Raw genomic sequence first — 14,464 nt, forward strand, 5'->3', positions numbered from 1 at the left:
AAGCCGGGCGAAGCGGAATCACTCCTCATCACTGACGGCATACGCGGTCGCAGCCTCCAGGCTGAGCGAGCCGCCCTCCCGCCGGGCGGCATCGACGGCGGGCCCTTGAAAGTCCCCTCCGGCAGCCGTCAGCACAGCTCTCAACGCAGGGTGGTCTGCCGCCTGGGGCACCAGACCGCTGCGCAGACGCTGGGCCTCTGCCGCCCCCATGAGACGGGCGGCGCGGGTGTACTTCTTCTCGGCCACGGCCAGCACGGCAAAGGCATCCAGCGGATACGAGGCCCCCCAGCGGTTCCCCAGCTCAATGCCCACCTGCAGACACTCCCGCAGGTGCTCATGTGCCACCTTGAACTCCCCCAGGGCGGCGGCGTTCGCTCCCACGGCCCAGGCCATGATGATGGCCTGCCAGGTGTCACCCTCCTCCCGATACATCGCGAGGTTCCGCGCATCCAGATCATAAGCGAGGCGGAAATCGCCGGCGGCGGCCGCGAAGACGGCCTGGACATGCTGCACATGGGCCGTGAGCCGACGATCCCCGAGCGGAGCCGCCCAAGCCGCCGCCTCCTCCACGAGGGCGCTGGCATGGGTCATCTCACCCTGATCAAACGCAAGGTAACCCAGATCCGCCAGAGCCCGGGCGATGCCGGCGGGCAGGCCAAGCTCCCGGTAAATGGAGAGGGCCTCCTCCTGATATCGGCGACAGGCAGGGAGGTCATCCGCCACCCAGGCCAGACGCCCGGCCGCAGCCAGGGCTGCGGCCCGCCTCTCATCCCGCAGCGCGGTGTCGGAATGCGAAAACAGGCGCGCAAAGCTGTCGCCCGTCTCCTTGAACAGACCTCGAACCTCCACATACCGCTGGGTCGCTGCAAGCATCTGCAATCCTTTCGGTGCCTGCCCTGGCAGCTCCAGCGCCGCCTCCACCGCAAACCGGATGTTGAACTCCTCCTGCCCCACGGTCTCCAGCCATTCCCCCTGGCCATGACCACGGATTTTGGGAGCGGCCTGGATGGCGAAGTTTAGGAAATAATCCAGATGGCGGATGCGAAAGGCCTCCGCCTCGCCGGCGTCAGCCAGCTTCTCATTCGCATAGTCCCAGATGGACTCCAGGATGAAATAACGTGCGCCATGCCGGGGATGCTTCTCCACATAGACCAGGGACTTGTCCACGAGCTGGGTCAGCAGGTCGATGATCTCAAACTCCTCCACGCCCGCTCCGGAGCAGATGGCCTCGATCGCCTCCAGCGTGCGGCCCCGGGCAAAGACGGAGAGCCGGCGGAAAAGACGGCGCTCGGGATCGCTGAGGAGATCGTGACTCCAGTCGATGAGCAGTCGCAGCGTCTGCTGGCGGGGCACGGCATTGCGGCTCCCCGTCGTCAGCAGGTGAAAGCGGTCGTCCAGCCGGTCCACGATCTGCTGCAGGGTGAGCACGCGGATGCGGGAGGCGGCCAGCTCAATGGCGAGCGGAATGCCATCCAGCCGCCAGCAGATCTGCGCCACGAGCGGGGCGGTCTCGGCATTCAGATGGAAGGCCGGGCGCACCATGCGGGCCCGTTCGGCAAAGAGGCGCACCGCCTCATGGCCGCCCAGACGCTCCAGCGCCCCCGGCGCGGTGCTGATCTCCCGCCAGTCGTCAGGGAGGGACATCGGCGGCACAGGCCACGCCGTTTCCCCCGCGATGCTCATGGCCTCCCGGCTGCTGGCGAGGATGCTGAGGCGGGGGCAGGCGCGAAGCAGCACCTCAGACAATCGGGCACAGGCGGCGACCACGTGCTCGCAGTTGTCGAGGATCAGCAGCAGATGCCGGTCCCGCAGAAACTGGGTGAGCGTGCTCGTGAGGGGGCGCTCCGCCTCCTGGCGCAGATTCAGCGCCGCCGCGACGGTCTCCAGCACGAGACTGTCATCATCAATGGTGGCGAACTCCACGAGCCAGACGCCATCCGGGTAGTGGTCCAGCACGTCCGCCGCCACCTGGAGGGAGAGGCGCGTCTTCCCCGTTCCACCCATCCCGGTGAGCGTAAGCAGGCGGGTGGTGCCCAGCGCGCGCTTCACCTCCGCCATCTCACGCTCGCGCCCGATGAAAGTGCTGAGCTGGATGGGCAGATTGTTGGCGACGCTCTCCAGCGACCGCAGCCCCCCGAACTCCGAAGGCAGGTCCGCAGCCACGAGCTGGTACAGCTGCTCCGGCCGGGCCAGATCGCGCAAGCGATGCTCCCCCAGATGGCGGAGGCTCACGCCCTGCGGGATGTGATCGCGCAGCAGCTCCTCCGTCGGCAGGGACACCAGCACCTGCCCACCATGGGCAGCAGAGAGAATGCGGGCCGTGCGGTTCAGCGCCTGGCCGAAGTAGTCCCCATCCCGGTGCTCGGCAGCCCCAGTGTGCAGGGCCATGCGCACGCGCAGTCCCCCCACCTCCCGCCAGTCGGCATCCCGCAGCGCCCGCTGGCACTCCAGCGCCGCCGCCAGGGCCCATTGCGCCGTGTCGAACGCCACGCAAAAGGCATCGCCGATGGTCTTGAAAACATAGCCGGAGCACGCGGCAAAGATCTCGCGCAGCATCCGGTCGTGCTTGCCCAGCGCCACCTGCATCGCGTCAGGGTGCTGATCCCACTTCTTCGTGCTGCCCTCAATGTCGCTGAACAAAAAGGTGATGGTGCCGGTAGGCGCTACGGTCATGACCGCGCAATGTGGGACAGGCCCCGCGCTTCTCAATGATTCACAGTGAAAAGTTGAGAGTAAAAAGTGAAAAGTGACGGCTCCAGGCACCCTCAGGGGACTCTCGCCGCTGGCCGCCGCCTCCCGTGCCATGCCTGAGCTCCGGTCTTTCGTCTTTTGGCTTCAAGCCTTCTGTCTCCCGCGAAGCGCCACTGGGCAGAAACTCGAAGATCATGCGACTCCACCAAAAAGCCATCCTCATCTACGGAGCCGGTGCCTTTGCCTCGATCATGATCGCCTCCTTTTTCATGGGTCGATCCAGTTACGGCATATTTCTCGCCTTGCTGCCCGCATTGGCGACTACCAGGTTGGCAAACCGGCACCTGGTTTGCCCGCACTGTCAAAAACGCGCCACCGTGCTGCAAGGCGGCATAAAGACACCCTGGGTGGGCAGCAAATGCCGCTCATGTGGGAAGCAGGGCCGGGCCCAGTAGTGTGTTAGTGTTTGATTGCCAAGACGAAAACCGGGCCATGTACCAGACTTAAGCAGCAACACAGTGTACACAGGCAAAGCTGAAGCTTCAAACTCTGGGTGGCAGGCGTGGGGAGGCGAACTTTCAGTGGGACACCTTTTCAGCGAGGCGGCCGCCTGCTGTTGCACAACAGGGATCCTTGGCTGTCAAACCATAGCATATGAGAAATGCATACTGGCAGGCTTCCAAATCCCCCCTTAAATTATACGTTCCGCACGATCGCCTTGACGCTTGGCCGCGTAGAGTTCAGGCAATGATTTGGGTGGAGAATGGTGTATTTCATCTTTCCGCATGGCCCCCCCCGCACAAACAGCTAACGTTCGGTTCCAGCATCAAACCACTGTTGACTAATAGGCACCCTGTGACAGGGTGTAGCACAAATCTATTCTGCACGCTTCTCAGCAAGCGTCCGGCCAATTTTTCATCGAAAAAGGTATGCCTCAAAAACTAGCAGGGATGACCATTGGAGGAAATTCCGTCAAACTTGTTGTCTTGGTTTTGGAAGATGACAAGTCATTTACTTTCGAAGATCAGACAACATTCAATCTCCAAGCCGGCTCTCGTCCTAGTGCGTACTGCTACATTAGGGATCAAATCAACGAATATCTCAGACACCGACACGTCAGCTGCGTGGGTGTAAAAGAAAGCGCCCTCAGCAGATCGGGCATGCGAATGTCGCACCTTTACTCAGCCGAATTGAGGGGGGTCGCGCTCGCCGCCGCCGCCGCCGCCTGCGAAAATGTTAAGCTGACCAACAAGTCTCAGGTTAGTAAGAACTTTGGCGAAAGAAAGGTGGACGAGTATCTTGGTGATGACAAATGGTGGCAGGAGCGATCACTCGATTCCATCCAGAAGGGAATGCGTGAAGCCGCCTTTGCTGTCATCAACCATTTCGCATAATGCCATTCGAGAGCGACCTCCAGCTGGGACCTATTCTGGGATCAGGACACTTTGGCGAAGTGCTTGAGGGCAATGAACCTGCTCATGGACTAGTGGCAGTAAAAAGGCTAAAGCAAGCCGCGGGTGAAACACAGGCCGCATTCATTGCCCGCAACTCACACCTTCTTCAGGAAGCCCAGCATTTGAGTGCCGCCGCCCACACAAATGTAGTTAAAGTTCACTCGGTTGTCACAGAGACCAGTTCAGGGGCGGCTCATATGGTAGTGGAATTTTGCGAAGGTGGCTCGTTGCTTACGGAATATGAGGCGGGCCCTTTGAGTGTGATGCGCACCCGCACAATTATGACTCAAGTGGCCGCAGGTTTAGAGCATATTCATAATTTGGGGTTGTTGCATAGGGATATAAAGCCTGCAAACATTCTTTGCAAAGGAAGTGCTTGTAAACTAGGGGACTTTGGACTTGTGACAGATGACCTCGTGCTAGGATATGCGAGCGCGGCAGGATATTTGGACCATCTTGCACCTGAAGTTTATCATGATGGCGTGACTAGCGTCCGCACGGACGTATGGGCAATGGGAATGACAACTTATAGGCTGCTCCATGGCCACGATTTTTATCAGCGGCATTTTGGTGCCGCCAATCCAGCGGCCCTCATTCCACTTGGAAAATTTGCAGGGTCACTGCCTTGGTTGCCGCATATCTCTAAAGAGTGGCGGAAATTTGTCTGCGATTGTTTGCGAGATAATCCAGCAACAAGAATTCAATCCGCTCATGATTTTCAACAAAAGTTGGCTCGGATCCGAGTGTCTCGAGATTGGCGATGCACGCTTGCTACCGATTCCACCCAGTGGGAGTGCGATGAGAAAAATGGTCGGACCGCAATTGTGGAGCTGACAGTGCACAGCGCGAATGAACACGAGTGGACTGCGCATCGGGAAGGCGCTGGAATCCTCCGCAGGAAAATAAGTGGTGTAGGATCGAACGGACGACTCGCTCCCAAAGATGCCCACCAACAGCTATCGGCCTTTTTTGCCCAGTTTTGAGATTTGCCTACCTGTAGGAATTAGATATTTGGCGTCGAGAATTGATGCACCCTTGCTCTCAAAATAAGCTTTTGCACATTTCACACGTTGACAACTGCAATCTGAGCAATGGGGAGAGCGCCTCATTGCGGATGAAATGTGCATATTGCCACAGTATTCACAATGGCCAGAATTGATACGCATCATTTGAACAGTACTATAAAATTATTAAATTGCAATTGCTTTTTCTGAAAACATCGTATGCGTTGTCCCGATGTGTGGAACTGTAACTTGGCACCCTGACCAAAATCCACGAGAACCCAATTCCGCAGTACATAAGCAAGACGGTTTCTATGGGGCAGTTGACGAAGGTAACCACCGCGCGTGGCGAAACCTTTCACAACTGCAAGGCACTGGCCACTTCGGAGTTGTTGAGCCCTTTTGTGCATGGATTGCCACCTGATACCGCAAGGCTACCGCCTGGCTGGTCTCGTGGTGCCAAACTCGAAGTCCAAGGGCAAAAGGATGTCTGGAAAAACAAGACTTCGCTGCCGCCCCTCCAGGGTGGAATATCCTATCACTCATCAGGGGTATTGGTCACTACGCCCCCCCTCAGCCACCCAGCAATCTCTTTGAGGTGCCACCTCCGGCACTGAGAGGCGTGAATGGCATTCGCACGGCTGCATTATGCTGCCTCCACGCTGGTAGTTATACTGCGTGTCAGGAGGCTTTTGAGTTCGGCTAGGTAGTCGGTGGCCATGCGTTGGAGACATTCGTCAACGGCGAGGCGAAAGTCCCGGAACGTTGGGTACTGCCGGTTGCACAAGCACTTCTTCTTGGTGAGCTTCCAAAGCCTTTCGATGAGGTTGAGATTGGGGCTGTAGGCTGGCAGGTAGAGCAGTTCAATGTCTTGGGCCGCCGCATGGGCGGCCACTTCCTGGCAACGCTGGTAGCGGGCGTTGTCCAGGATCAAGGTGATGGGCGCAGTGGGATGAGCCCTGCGTATCTGCCAGTTCCACCATCAACTGCGGAATGGCTAATCCGTCTGCATGCCATGCTCACGGATGCCCCGGAAGAAGGTGTCATTGCCCAACGGGTTGCAAACCACCGCGCCAGCAAGGCAACTCAAAAATCTGGACTCGCCAGCGATCCCCACAGAGCGAAGGGCCGACTTGCCCGACCTTAGCTGCCGTACCACAGTGATCTTGAACGGCTGAGGTAAAACTCTCACCCACTCCCATTCACCTTCTCCCTTGACCAACCGGGGTTTGTTTGGTTCGTTGCGACCATGAAACCCTCCCCCCTGGGCCTCATCTTTGGTGCACTGTGCACCATTGCACCTTTTGCTGTGGCCGCAGACGATTTTGCGGTGCAGTTGCTCAAGGTGACCACCTCGCGTGGCGAGACCTTTCACAACTGCAAGGTGTTGAACTTCACTCCGGATACGGTCACCCTCATGCATGACGATGGGGTGAAGAAGGTGAAGATGCACCAGCTTCCCGAGGCGCTGCAACAGCGGTTCCACTACGATGAGGACCGGGCCACGGCTTTTGCCGAGGCGGAGCGGGCGCAGCGGAAGGAACAAGAGGAGCAGGCCCGGAAGCAGGAGGCTGAGGAGGCACGCCAGGCGCAGATTGCGGCGGCTGACCACCTGTCCCGGATGCCGGTCTATCCGGATCAATCGTCCAGCGTCGCGGGTCTGGAGCGGCAGGTCCTGGCGGCGGCCGGATACAGCAGCGGCTACTACGTCCCCAACTACAGTGACTACAGCAGCCGGTACTACGCCCGGCGCAGCGCCTACCGGGCGTCTTCGTACTACTATTCCTCGGTGCGGCGGCCGGTGGTGATCTACTACACCGCACCAAGCTGCTACGCTTATTCGAGCTCCATCATCAGCCCCTGCCGGTCCCAGGCCGCGGGGCGTTCGGCGTCGGCGATGCGAACCTCACGCCCGCGGACATCCGTGCAGCGCTGGGTGAGCCGGCCACGGTAGAGCGCAGACACAGACGGGAAGCGGCCCCATGCCAGTCAAGAGGCAGATGGGCTGGACTGGCGATAAAAGAGAAAACAGCCCATTTCCGCGAACCTTCATGATCAAACTGGCTCCTGATGCCAAAGCGCACCTTCCAGTGACGCATCGGCACGAGCCCGGCGGCTATGAATCCGGGCTCTGGATGTCCCCAACGGCCTGAAAGACGCCTCCCTGATCATGGCCCGGCCCCTTCTGGGGATGCTCGTGAAGCTGAAGCCCCCGGGATTGCGACTTAAAACACTCGCCTGAGACTTCTGCCTGCGCCAGAATGGATGCCCTGACTTCCACTCTGTGATGCTCCCGAGTCCATGCGACACCCATCCAGCGGGAGGCAGCCGGGAAATGTCCGGCGCTCCCGTCTCCCTCTGCCATCGCCCTCTGGCGTGGGCACGGTGGCGGTGTTGGGCCGTTTTCATCGCGGTCGCGACGCTGCCTGCGCTGGCCAGCCCGCTCCGGGCAGCCTCCGTCTGGTCATGGTTTCACGCACCTCTCCGGACCCTGGAGCAGGAGTCACAGGCACTGGATGCGCGCCTGGCTCAGTTGCCAGCCCTGCCCAACCCCCAGTCTCATGAGCGGGCCGGTTACCACAGTGGCTGGGCGGCGGACGCCGATAGCGTGCGCTGGGTGCAGGTGGATCTCGGGCGCGAGATGCCTCTCGACGCGGTGGTGGTGATCCCCGCCTTTCTCGGCGGCTCCACCGCCTACGGTTTCCCCGCCCGCTTCCGCGTGGACCTCTCACGCGATTCCGAGTTCGCGGAGTCCACCACGCTCTTTGACCACACCGGCCAGGACTACCATCAGGCCATGGCCCCTGTCTATCTGCCCGCAGAGGGGCAGAAGGGGCGCTACGTCCGCTTCACCGCCACCCGCATCACTTCCGGCACCGCCCCCCGCCACTATTTCTGTCTGGGTGAGCTCCTGGTCTTTTCGCATGGGGCGGTCGTCTCGGCGCGCTGCCCCGTCACCTCCTCCAAGTCCAGCGACACCGCCCCCACCTGGAGCAAGACCAATCTGGTGGACGGGATCAGCGCCCTGGGCCTGCCGGTCCTGCCGGGAGCACAGGCCACCAATGGCTGGCATTCCGCCATTCACAAGACCCCGAACCGCCAGAGCTGGGTGCAGATGGATCTCGGCGGCATCCGACCGCTCGATGAGATCCGCTTCATCCCCACCCACCCGGCAGACTTCCCGGACCGGGCCGGCTTTGGCTTCCCCGAGTGGTTCCGGCTGGAGGCCTCCGATGACGAAAATTTCCTGAACCCGCAGCTCCTCTTTGGTGCCGTCACCGCCCCCTTCCCCAATCCGGGCGACAACCCGGTGCCCTTCCCCGTGCAGGGACACCGGGCCCGCTACGTGCGCATGACCGCCACGCAACTCTGGCCGCGCAGTGACGACTACGTCATCGCCTTCTCGGAAATGCAGGTGTTCTCTGAAGGGCACAACATCGCCATGGCCGATGGAGTAAAGGTCACCGCTTCCGACGATGTCTTTGCCCCACTCTGGCAGCGGGAATGGCTCATGGACGGCCTGGCGGCCAACGGACGCCTGGTGGACTGGCCGGTCTGGTTGCAACAGCTCTCCCAGCGACGGGAGCTGGAAGGCGAGCAGGAGGACTTGAAAGCCCGCACCGCCCTCGCGCTCGCCATCGCCCAGCGCCATGCCACCTGGTGGGGGGCGGCTCTGGCGGCGGCAGTCGTGGGACTGGTCATTGTTTCCTCGATGCGCAGCCGGCGGGCCCGGCTGCGGGAGATGGAAGCCCTGCGGCAGCGCATTGCCCGCGACCTCCATGATGAGGTGGGCAGCCACCTCGGCAGCATCTCCCTGGCCAGCGAGCTCGCCCTGCGCGAGTCCCCGGAGGAGGCTCATGCCACGCTGGACGAAATCCACCGCATGTCCCGCCAGGCGGCCGAGTCCATGCGCGGCATCGTCTGGCTGGTGAGAGAGGGGGGTGAGCCCACGCTGGACCGTCTCATGCAGGCGCTCCGGGACAGCGCCACCACCCAGCTCCAGGGCTACGCGTGGGATCTTCATGTTCCGGACCATGCGCCCCGCCTCGCGGCCTCGCTGGACTTTCACCGCCACGTTTTCCTCTTCTTCAAGGAGGCCGTGCACAATGTCGTACGCCACGCCCATGCCACCGCCGTGCATCTGGAGGTGACCTGGAACCAGGACCGCTTCCAGCTCCTCATTGAGGACAACGGCCGCGGCTTCGATCCCGCCGTTGCATCCAGCGGCAGCGGCATGGCCAACCTCCGGCATCGCGCCGCCGCCCTCCATGGGGAGGTGTCTATTTCCTCGCATCCCGGTGTCACCGGCTCCCGCGTCACCCTCACCGTTCCTCTTTCATCCCCTTCCCCCTCCCGCCCATGACGGACTCGCCCGCCGACAGCTCCGCCCCCAGGATCATCTGGATCGTGGAAGACCACGCCTCCTTCCGCCGCACCCTCGCCCGCGTGGTGCAGAGCGAGCCGGACCTCTCCTGCGCCCATGACTTCGACTCCTGCGAGACCGCCCTCGAGGGCATGACCCGCTTCACCCGGCCCGACGTGATCCTCCTCGATGTCGGCCTGCCCGGCATGAGCGGTCTGCAGGGCATCCGTCTTTTTCGCGAGCGCAGCCCCGACACCCTCGTCATCATCCTCACCGTGTTTGAAGACGACGAGAAGATCTTCGATGCCATCTGTGCCGGTGCCGCCGGCTACCTCCTGAAAACCGCCGGAGCCGATGCCATTGTTTCCGCGATCCGCGAAGCCCTTGCGGGTGGCTCGCCCATGAATCCCCGCATCGCCCGCCGCGTGCTGGAGATGTTCTCCAAGCTCGCGCCCAAGACCCACGACTACGGCCTCAGTGCCCGGGAAAAAGAAATCCTCGACCTCATGGTCAAAGGCCTCATCAAAAAAGAGATCGCCGACCGCCTCACCCTCAGCGTCCACACCGTGGATACCTACCTGAGAAGGATCTATGAAAAACTCGAGGTCAACACCCGGACTGGGGCGGTGGCGAAGGCATTGAAGGAAAGACTGATTTAGCCACAGAGAACACAGAGGAATGATTTTTTAGACAGAATTAACGGAATTAACAAAATTCAGGTTCGAGCTGCGGACAGGATCGTGAACACACGGTCATTCAGAAGCTGAACTCTAATTCCGTAAATTCTGTTAATTCTGTCTAAACCTCAGTCTCATTCCTCTGTGTTCTCTGTGCCTCTGTGGTTAAACCCCAATCCCCTCCCACCCCTGACGTAATTTTCCCTCACGTCATCCGTATTCTACCTCTCACCACTTACCTCTTACCAGAATGCGCCTCACGCTCGCCCTTTGTCTCAGCCTCAGCCTCCCGCTCCTCGCCCCTGCGCTGGAGCCCAAGGACCGCAGTGTCGTGCTCATCAGCGTGGACGGCTTCCCGGCTTACATGTGGAAGGATCCCTCGCTGCCAATCCCGAATCTGCGCAAGCTGGCCGCTGAAGGTGCCAGCACGGAGGCGATGACCGTTTCCAATCCCTCCATCACCTGGATCAATCACACCACGCTGGTCACCGGCGTTTCTCCCCGGAAGCATGGCGTGCTTTTCAACGGTCTGCTGGTCCGTCAGGGTGTGGACAAGCCGCCGGTGATTGAACAATGGGTGGACAAGGACAAGCTCGTGTTTGCCCCCACGCTCTATGATCTGGCGCATGCCGCCAATCTCACGACGGCGGAAGCCGATTGGGTCGCGGTGACGCGCGCCCCCACCATCACGTGGAGTTTCCCTGAACTCCCCAACGCCGAAGGCCCCATTGAGAAAGAAATGATCGCCAAGGGCCTCCTCACGCCCGAGCAGGTCACGTGGTTTCACAAAGGCCCCCAAGGCAAGAACATCGCCTGGCGCGACTCCACCTGGACCCAGGCCGCCATTCACATGCTCACCGAGCACAAGCCGAACTTCCTGATGTATCACACGCTGAACACAGATGCGAACCACCACCGTTACGGTCCGCAGAGCTGGCCCAGCTACACCGCGCTCGCTTACGCAGACCGTCTCATCGGTGACGTCGTGGCAGCAGTGGAAAAGGCCGGCATGAAGGACCGCACCACCTTTTTCATCGCCACCGACCACGGGTTCAAGAAGGTGCAGAAGTACGTGTACCCCAACGTCATCCTCAAGCAGGCCGGCCTGGTGCGAGCCCTCGGCCCCAACATCCGCCAGTGCGAAGCGGCCGCCGTCCCCCAGGGCGGCATGGCCTTTGTTTATGTCACCGATCCCGCCCGCCGGGCCGAGTTCCTGCCCAAGCTCAAGGAACTCTTCAGCCAGGCCGAGGGCATCGACAAGGTCATCGAGGGAACCGACGGCCCCACCCTGGGCATGCCCACTCCCGAGGAGAACCAGGGCGTCGGCGACCTCATCCTCTATCCCAAAGCGGGCTATGCCTTCAACAACAGCGCCGCCGGGGATGTGACCACCGGTCCCACCGAGAACTACGCCGGCACCCACGGCTACCTCGCCAGCGATCCCGAGCTCGACGGCATCTTCATCGCCTCCGGCCCCGGCATCAAACCCGGCGTCGTCCTCCCCCGCATGGCCAACCTCGACGTCGCCCCCACCATCGCCAAGCTGCTGAAGCTTCAGATCCCCAATGTGGAAGGGCGCGTGCTGGAGGAGATTTTGGAGAGCGGGAAGTAGAGCCCTACCACACGCCGGGCCCAAGTGGATTTATCGAGCCGCACCGGTGGCTGAATAGCTATCAGACAAAGTAGCGTATTCTCCACCTGGCGGCGCAGCCGCTGTGGAGTGCGTGCGTGAAGCGCCGCTTTTGCCTGCTGAGTAAACGTGTGTGACGGCAGATGACACCTCAGCATGACGAACCTTTGCTGGGCACCTCGATCTCTCCACGACACCCCCTGTTCATCGCCTCGGGTTCGATTAAACTACCCCGATCCACGAAAGCGGCGCTTCACGCACGCACTCCACAATCCCGCAAGCGGGATCAGGTGATGTAAATCAGTCGATGTCAGGACGCATATACCGCCTCCAATCTCAATGTCCTATGTTGCCCGATCCAAACCCGAGATCGGATCACTCCACCAACACACCCTGGGTCCTCGAACCCGAAGGGTTCACCATGCATAGCCATGGGTGAAACGAGCGGAGCGAGTGCAACCCATGGAATACGAGCAAACGCAATTTCTACCGCGGAGCGGTAGGCCGTCAGCGCGATCAAACGTCTCACGGAGGAACCACCCGCCCAAGGCCTACCGCTCCGCGGTAGCGCGGCATTGACGCTTTCCACGGGTTTGGCTCGCTGGACTCGCCCAACCCGTGGCTATTCATGGTGAACCCTCCGGGTTCGGTATTCACCTCCCCCTCACACGTTGTCCTCCCAATCCTCAATCTCCAGGGTGGTCATCACCTCCGCGATGTATTCATCTGCCCGCTCGGCCTCTTCGGTCTCCTCGTCTTCAAAGGCGATGGTCAGCTTCTGGGCCAGGTGAAAGATGTCCTCCACTTCCGCCCCACGCTTCAGGGCCATGACGACCGCCTGAATGAACGTGTTCACCATCCGCTCACAGTCTTCCCGGATCTCCTCCGTAGGGGCACCGGCGTAGTACTCCTCTTCGTTGAACTTCACCTGCTCAATCAGCATATGCAGGTCGGCGAGGGTGGCAGAGGAGTAGGAGAGTGGCATGCGAATGCATAGCGCGACTCCGTAGCGCTGAAAACAAAAACTATGGAGCCCGCCCGATGAGCCCCATCCGCATCCCCCGCGCCCTCTACCAACGCACCCGTCGAGATGAGACCACGCCAAACCTCCCACGCCAATCATCTATCATAAGAAAAGACCTGTAGACCCCATCCTGTTAATCTTAAAAAATCTTGTCAATCCTGTCTCAAAAAGCGTCTCCCCGCTCCCGTCACCCCTCCCCACGCGCGATCACCGCCACGCCGTCCTTCACGATGTCCGGCGGATGCAGCAGCACTTTGGTTCCCACCTCGATCCCGCCCAACACCTGCGTCTGGCGGCCGTCGGTACGACCTGCGTTGACATCGATCTTCTTCGCCTTGGCGCTCACGCCATTCTTCACCTTGTCTCCCACCGCGGACTTGAGCCGGTCCATCGTGCCGTTTCCGCTGCTATGGGCCTCATTGCCACCGCTGCCTGAGCCATGACTGCCAGTATCATACACAAAGGTCTTCCACGCGTTCCCCTCGCGGAACAAGGCCCCTGCGGGGATGAGCGTCACGTCCGGCTGCTGCCATACGGCCACACGCACCTCCACCCGGTAGCGGTCGCCCAGCGCCGCGGCTTCCTTGGGCGGATCCACCAGATCACTCAGCACATACACGCGTTGTTCCTCGACCCCCAGGGCGGACACCTTGGTGAAGGCAGCGGGCTCCACGAGGCGAACGCGCCCCTTCAATGGCGCATCGCCACCCCATTGCTCGATGAGCACGTCCGCGCCCGGCTTGATCGCCACGGCATCACGCGAGAGGATCTCCGCCTCGATCTCGATGTCTGAGGGATCACCAATCTCCATGATCGCGACTCCAGGAGTTACCACCATGGCGCTCTCCTGCTGCACCTTCAGCACTCGTCCGGACACCGGAGCCCGCAGTTCAACCTCGGCACCGGGCACCCCATCCGTCCCCACCGGGGACTCGATCTGAAGCAGCGCCGCCTTGGCCTGCTGCCACTCATACTCTGCCACCTTCTGGGCAAACTCCGCCGCACGCACCTCCCGTGCCCGCATGTCGGCATCCCGCTCGGCGTTGTCCCGATCCGTCACGGAGATGCTGCCCGTCTTGGCCAGCCCTTTGTTCCGTTCCCAGTTGGCCTGGGCAAACTTGTCGGCGGTGCGGGCCATTTCCAGGGACTGCTTGGCGCGATCCCGACTGGCATCTGCCCCCTGCAAGCGCGCCTCCGCCTGAGCCTTGGCACGAGGATCCAGCAGCGGGGTGGTCACTGGTGCAATGGTCGTGATCACCGTCTTGTTGGCCTCAATGACGTCCCCCGCCTTGAAAGGCACACGACGCATCTGCCCGGCCACAGGTGCCGAGATGACGTAGCGGTTGCGGATGCGGGTCTTGCCCTCCTCCACCACGTTCACGGTCAGCGGCCCCTTGCCCACCTCACCCAGCTCCACCTCGATCGGCTTGGGCTTCAACCCATAACCCACCAGGCCAACCATCGCGAGGATGAAGACCCACATGAGGAACTTTCGAAAACGTCCCTTCTTGGATTTGTTTCGCTTCGCATCCCACGGGGGTGTTTCAGTATCCTGCGGCTTGACGATGGGGGTGGAGTCGGTGGCCATGGTTTCGGTAAGGAGTAAGAGGTAAAGTGGTAAGCG

General features: G+C 61.1%; 10 protein-coding genes. 6 read left to right on the plus strand and 4 right to left on the minus strand.

The annotated features are described in order from the left end of the window. Window positions 1–18: 18 nt before the first annotated feature. Window positions 19–2,673, minus strand: a complete 2,655-nt coding sequence (locus VSP_RS31510) for an ATP-binding protein (RefSeq protein ID WP_009965754.1) — start codon at window positions 2,671–2,673, stop codon at window positions 19–21. A gap of 947 nt (window positions 2,674–3,620) precedes the next feature. Between VSP_RS31510 and VSP_RS31525 the strand changes: the two genes are divergently transcribed. Next, a complete protein-coding gene (locus VSP_RS31525) occupies window positions 3,621–4,085 on the plus strand; it encodes a hypothetical protein (RefSeq protein WP_009965758.1) in 465 nt (154 codons plus the stop codon). Continuing rightward, window positions 4,085–5,128 (plus strand): serine/threonine-protein kinase, encoded by a 1,044-nt coding sequence (locus VSP_RS41645; protein ID WP_075089646.1) that lies wholly within the window; start codon window positions 4,085–4,087, stop codon window positions 5,126–5,128. Before VSP_RS31525 ends, VSP_RS41645 begins: the two co-directional genes overlap by 1 nt. Window positions 5,129–5,792: 664 nt before the next feature. On the opposite strand, the gene VSP_RS38380 is transcribed toward VSP_RS41645, so the two are convergent. Beyond that, the gene (locus tag VSP_RS38380) at window positions 5,793–6,113 is read right to left on the minus strand and encodes a transposase (RefSeq protein WP_081452841.1); all 321 of its coding nucleotides are present in this window, start codon (window positions 6,111–6,113) and stop codon (window positions 5,793–5,795) included. 282 nt (window positions 6,114–6,395) lie between these two features. Between VSP_RS38380 and VSP_RS31540 the strand changes: the two genes are divergently transcribed. The 4 genes from VSP_RS31540 to VSP_RS31560 all read left to right on the plus strand — a co-directional run bounded on the left by VSP_RS31540 (window position 6,396) and on the right by VSP_RS31560 (window position 11,798). Next, a complete protein-coding gene (locus tag VSP_RS31540; RefSeq protein WP_009965762.1) occupies window positions 6,396–7,100 on the plus strand; it encodes a hypothetical protein in 705 nt (234 codons plus the stop codon). Between the two features lie 333 nt (window positions 7,101–7,433). Beyond that, window positions 7,434–9,509 (plus strand): discoidin domain-containing protein, encoded by a 2,076-nt coding sequence (locus VSP_RS31550; protein ID WP_081452842.1) that lies wholly within the window; start codon window positions 7,434–7,436, stop codon window positions 9,507–9,509. After that, window positions 9,506–10,168 (plus strand): response regulator transcription factor, encoded by a 663-nt coding sequence (locus VSP_RS31555; protein ID WP_009965765.1) that lies wholly within the window; start codon window positions 9,506–9,508, stop codon window positions 10,166–10,168. The genes VSP_RS31550 and VSP_RS31555 overlap by 4 nt, the downstream gene beginning before the upstream one ends. Before the next feature lie 268 nt (window positions 10,169–10,436). Continuing rightward, window positions 10,437–11,798 (plus strand): alkaline phosphatase family protein, encoded by a 1,362-nt coding sequence (locus VSP_RS31560; protein WP_009965766.1) that lies wholly within the window; start codon window positions 10,437–10,439, stop codon window positions 11,796–11,798. A gap of 682 nt (window positions 11,799–12,480) precedes the next feature. Here the strand turns inward: VSP_RS31560 and VSP_RS31565 are convergent. Further along, entirely contained in the window at window positions 12,481–12,801 is a 321-nt protein-coding gene (locus VSP_RS31565) for a DUF4844 domain-containing protein (protein WP_009965767.1), read from the minus strand. A gap of 226 nt (window positions 12,802–13,027) precedes the next feature. After that, on the minus strand, window positions 13,028–14,428 hold the full coding sequence (locus tag VSP_RS38385; RefSeq protein WP_009965768.1) for an efflux RND transporter periplasmic adaptor subunit: 1,401 nt from the start codon (window positions 14,426–14,428) through the stop codon (window positions 13,028–13,030). Window positions 14,429–14,464: the final 36 nt, after the last annotated feature.

It is taken from the genome of Verrucomicrobium spinosum DSM 4136 = JCM 18804 (assembly GCF_000172155.1).
GTDB classification, from domain to species: Bacteria; Verrucomicrobiota; Verrucomicrobiia; order Verrucomicrobiales; family Verrucomicrobiaceae; genus Verrucomicrobium; species Verrucomicrobium spinosum.

What these genes read in the sequence shown, in the direction of transcription:
- VSP_RS31510 (WP_009965754.1), bottom strand. Translation starts at nt 2,673, where the DNA reads ATGACCGTAGCGCCTACCGGCACCATCACCTTTTTGTTCAGCGACATT.
- VSP_RS31525 (WP_009965758.1), top strand. Translation starts at nt 3,621, where the DNA reads ATGCCTCAAAAACTAGCAGGGATGACCATTGGAGGAAATTCCGTCAAA.
- VSP_RS41645 (WP_075089646.1), top strand. Translation starts at nt 4,085, where the DNA reads ATGCCATTCGAGAGCGACCTCCAGCTGGGACCTATTCTGGGATCAGGA.
- VSP_RS31540 (WP_009965762.1), top strand. Translation starts at nt 6,396, where the DNA reads ATGAAACCCTCCCCCCTGGGCCTCATCTTTGGTGCACTGTGCACCATT.
- VSP_RS31550 (WP_081452842.1), top strand. Translation starts at nt 7,434, where the DNA reads ATGCTCCCGAGTCCATGCGACACCCATCCAGCGGGAGGCAGCCGGGAA.
- VSP_RS31555 (WP_009965765.1), top strand. Translation starts at nt 9,506, where the DNA reads ATGACGGACTCGCCCGCCGACAGCTCCGCCCCCAGGATCATCTGGATC.
- VSP_RS31560 (WP_009965766.1), top strand. Translation starts at nt 10,437, where the DNA reads ATGCGCCTCACGCTCGCCCTTTGTCTCAGCCTCAGCCTCCCGCTCCTC.
- VSP_RS31565 (WP_009965767.1), bottom strand. Translation starts at nt 12,801, where the DNA reads ATGCCACTCTCCTACTCCTCTGCCACCCTCGCCGACCTGCATATGCTG.
- VSP_RS38385 (WP_009965768.1), bottom strand. Translation starts at nt 14,428, where the DNA reads ATGGCCACCGACTCCACCCCCATCGTCAAGCCGCAGGATACTGAAACA.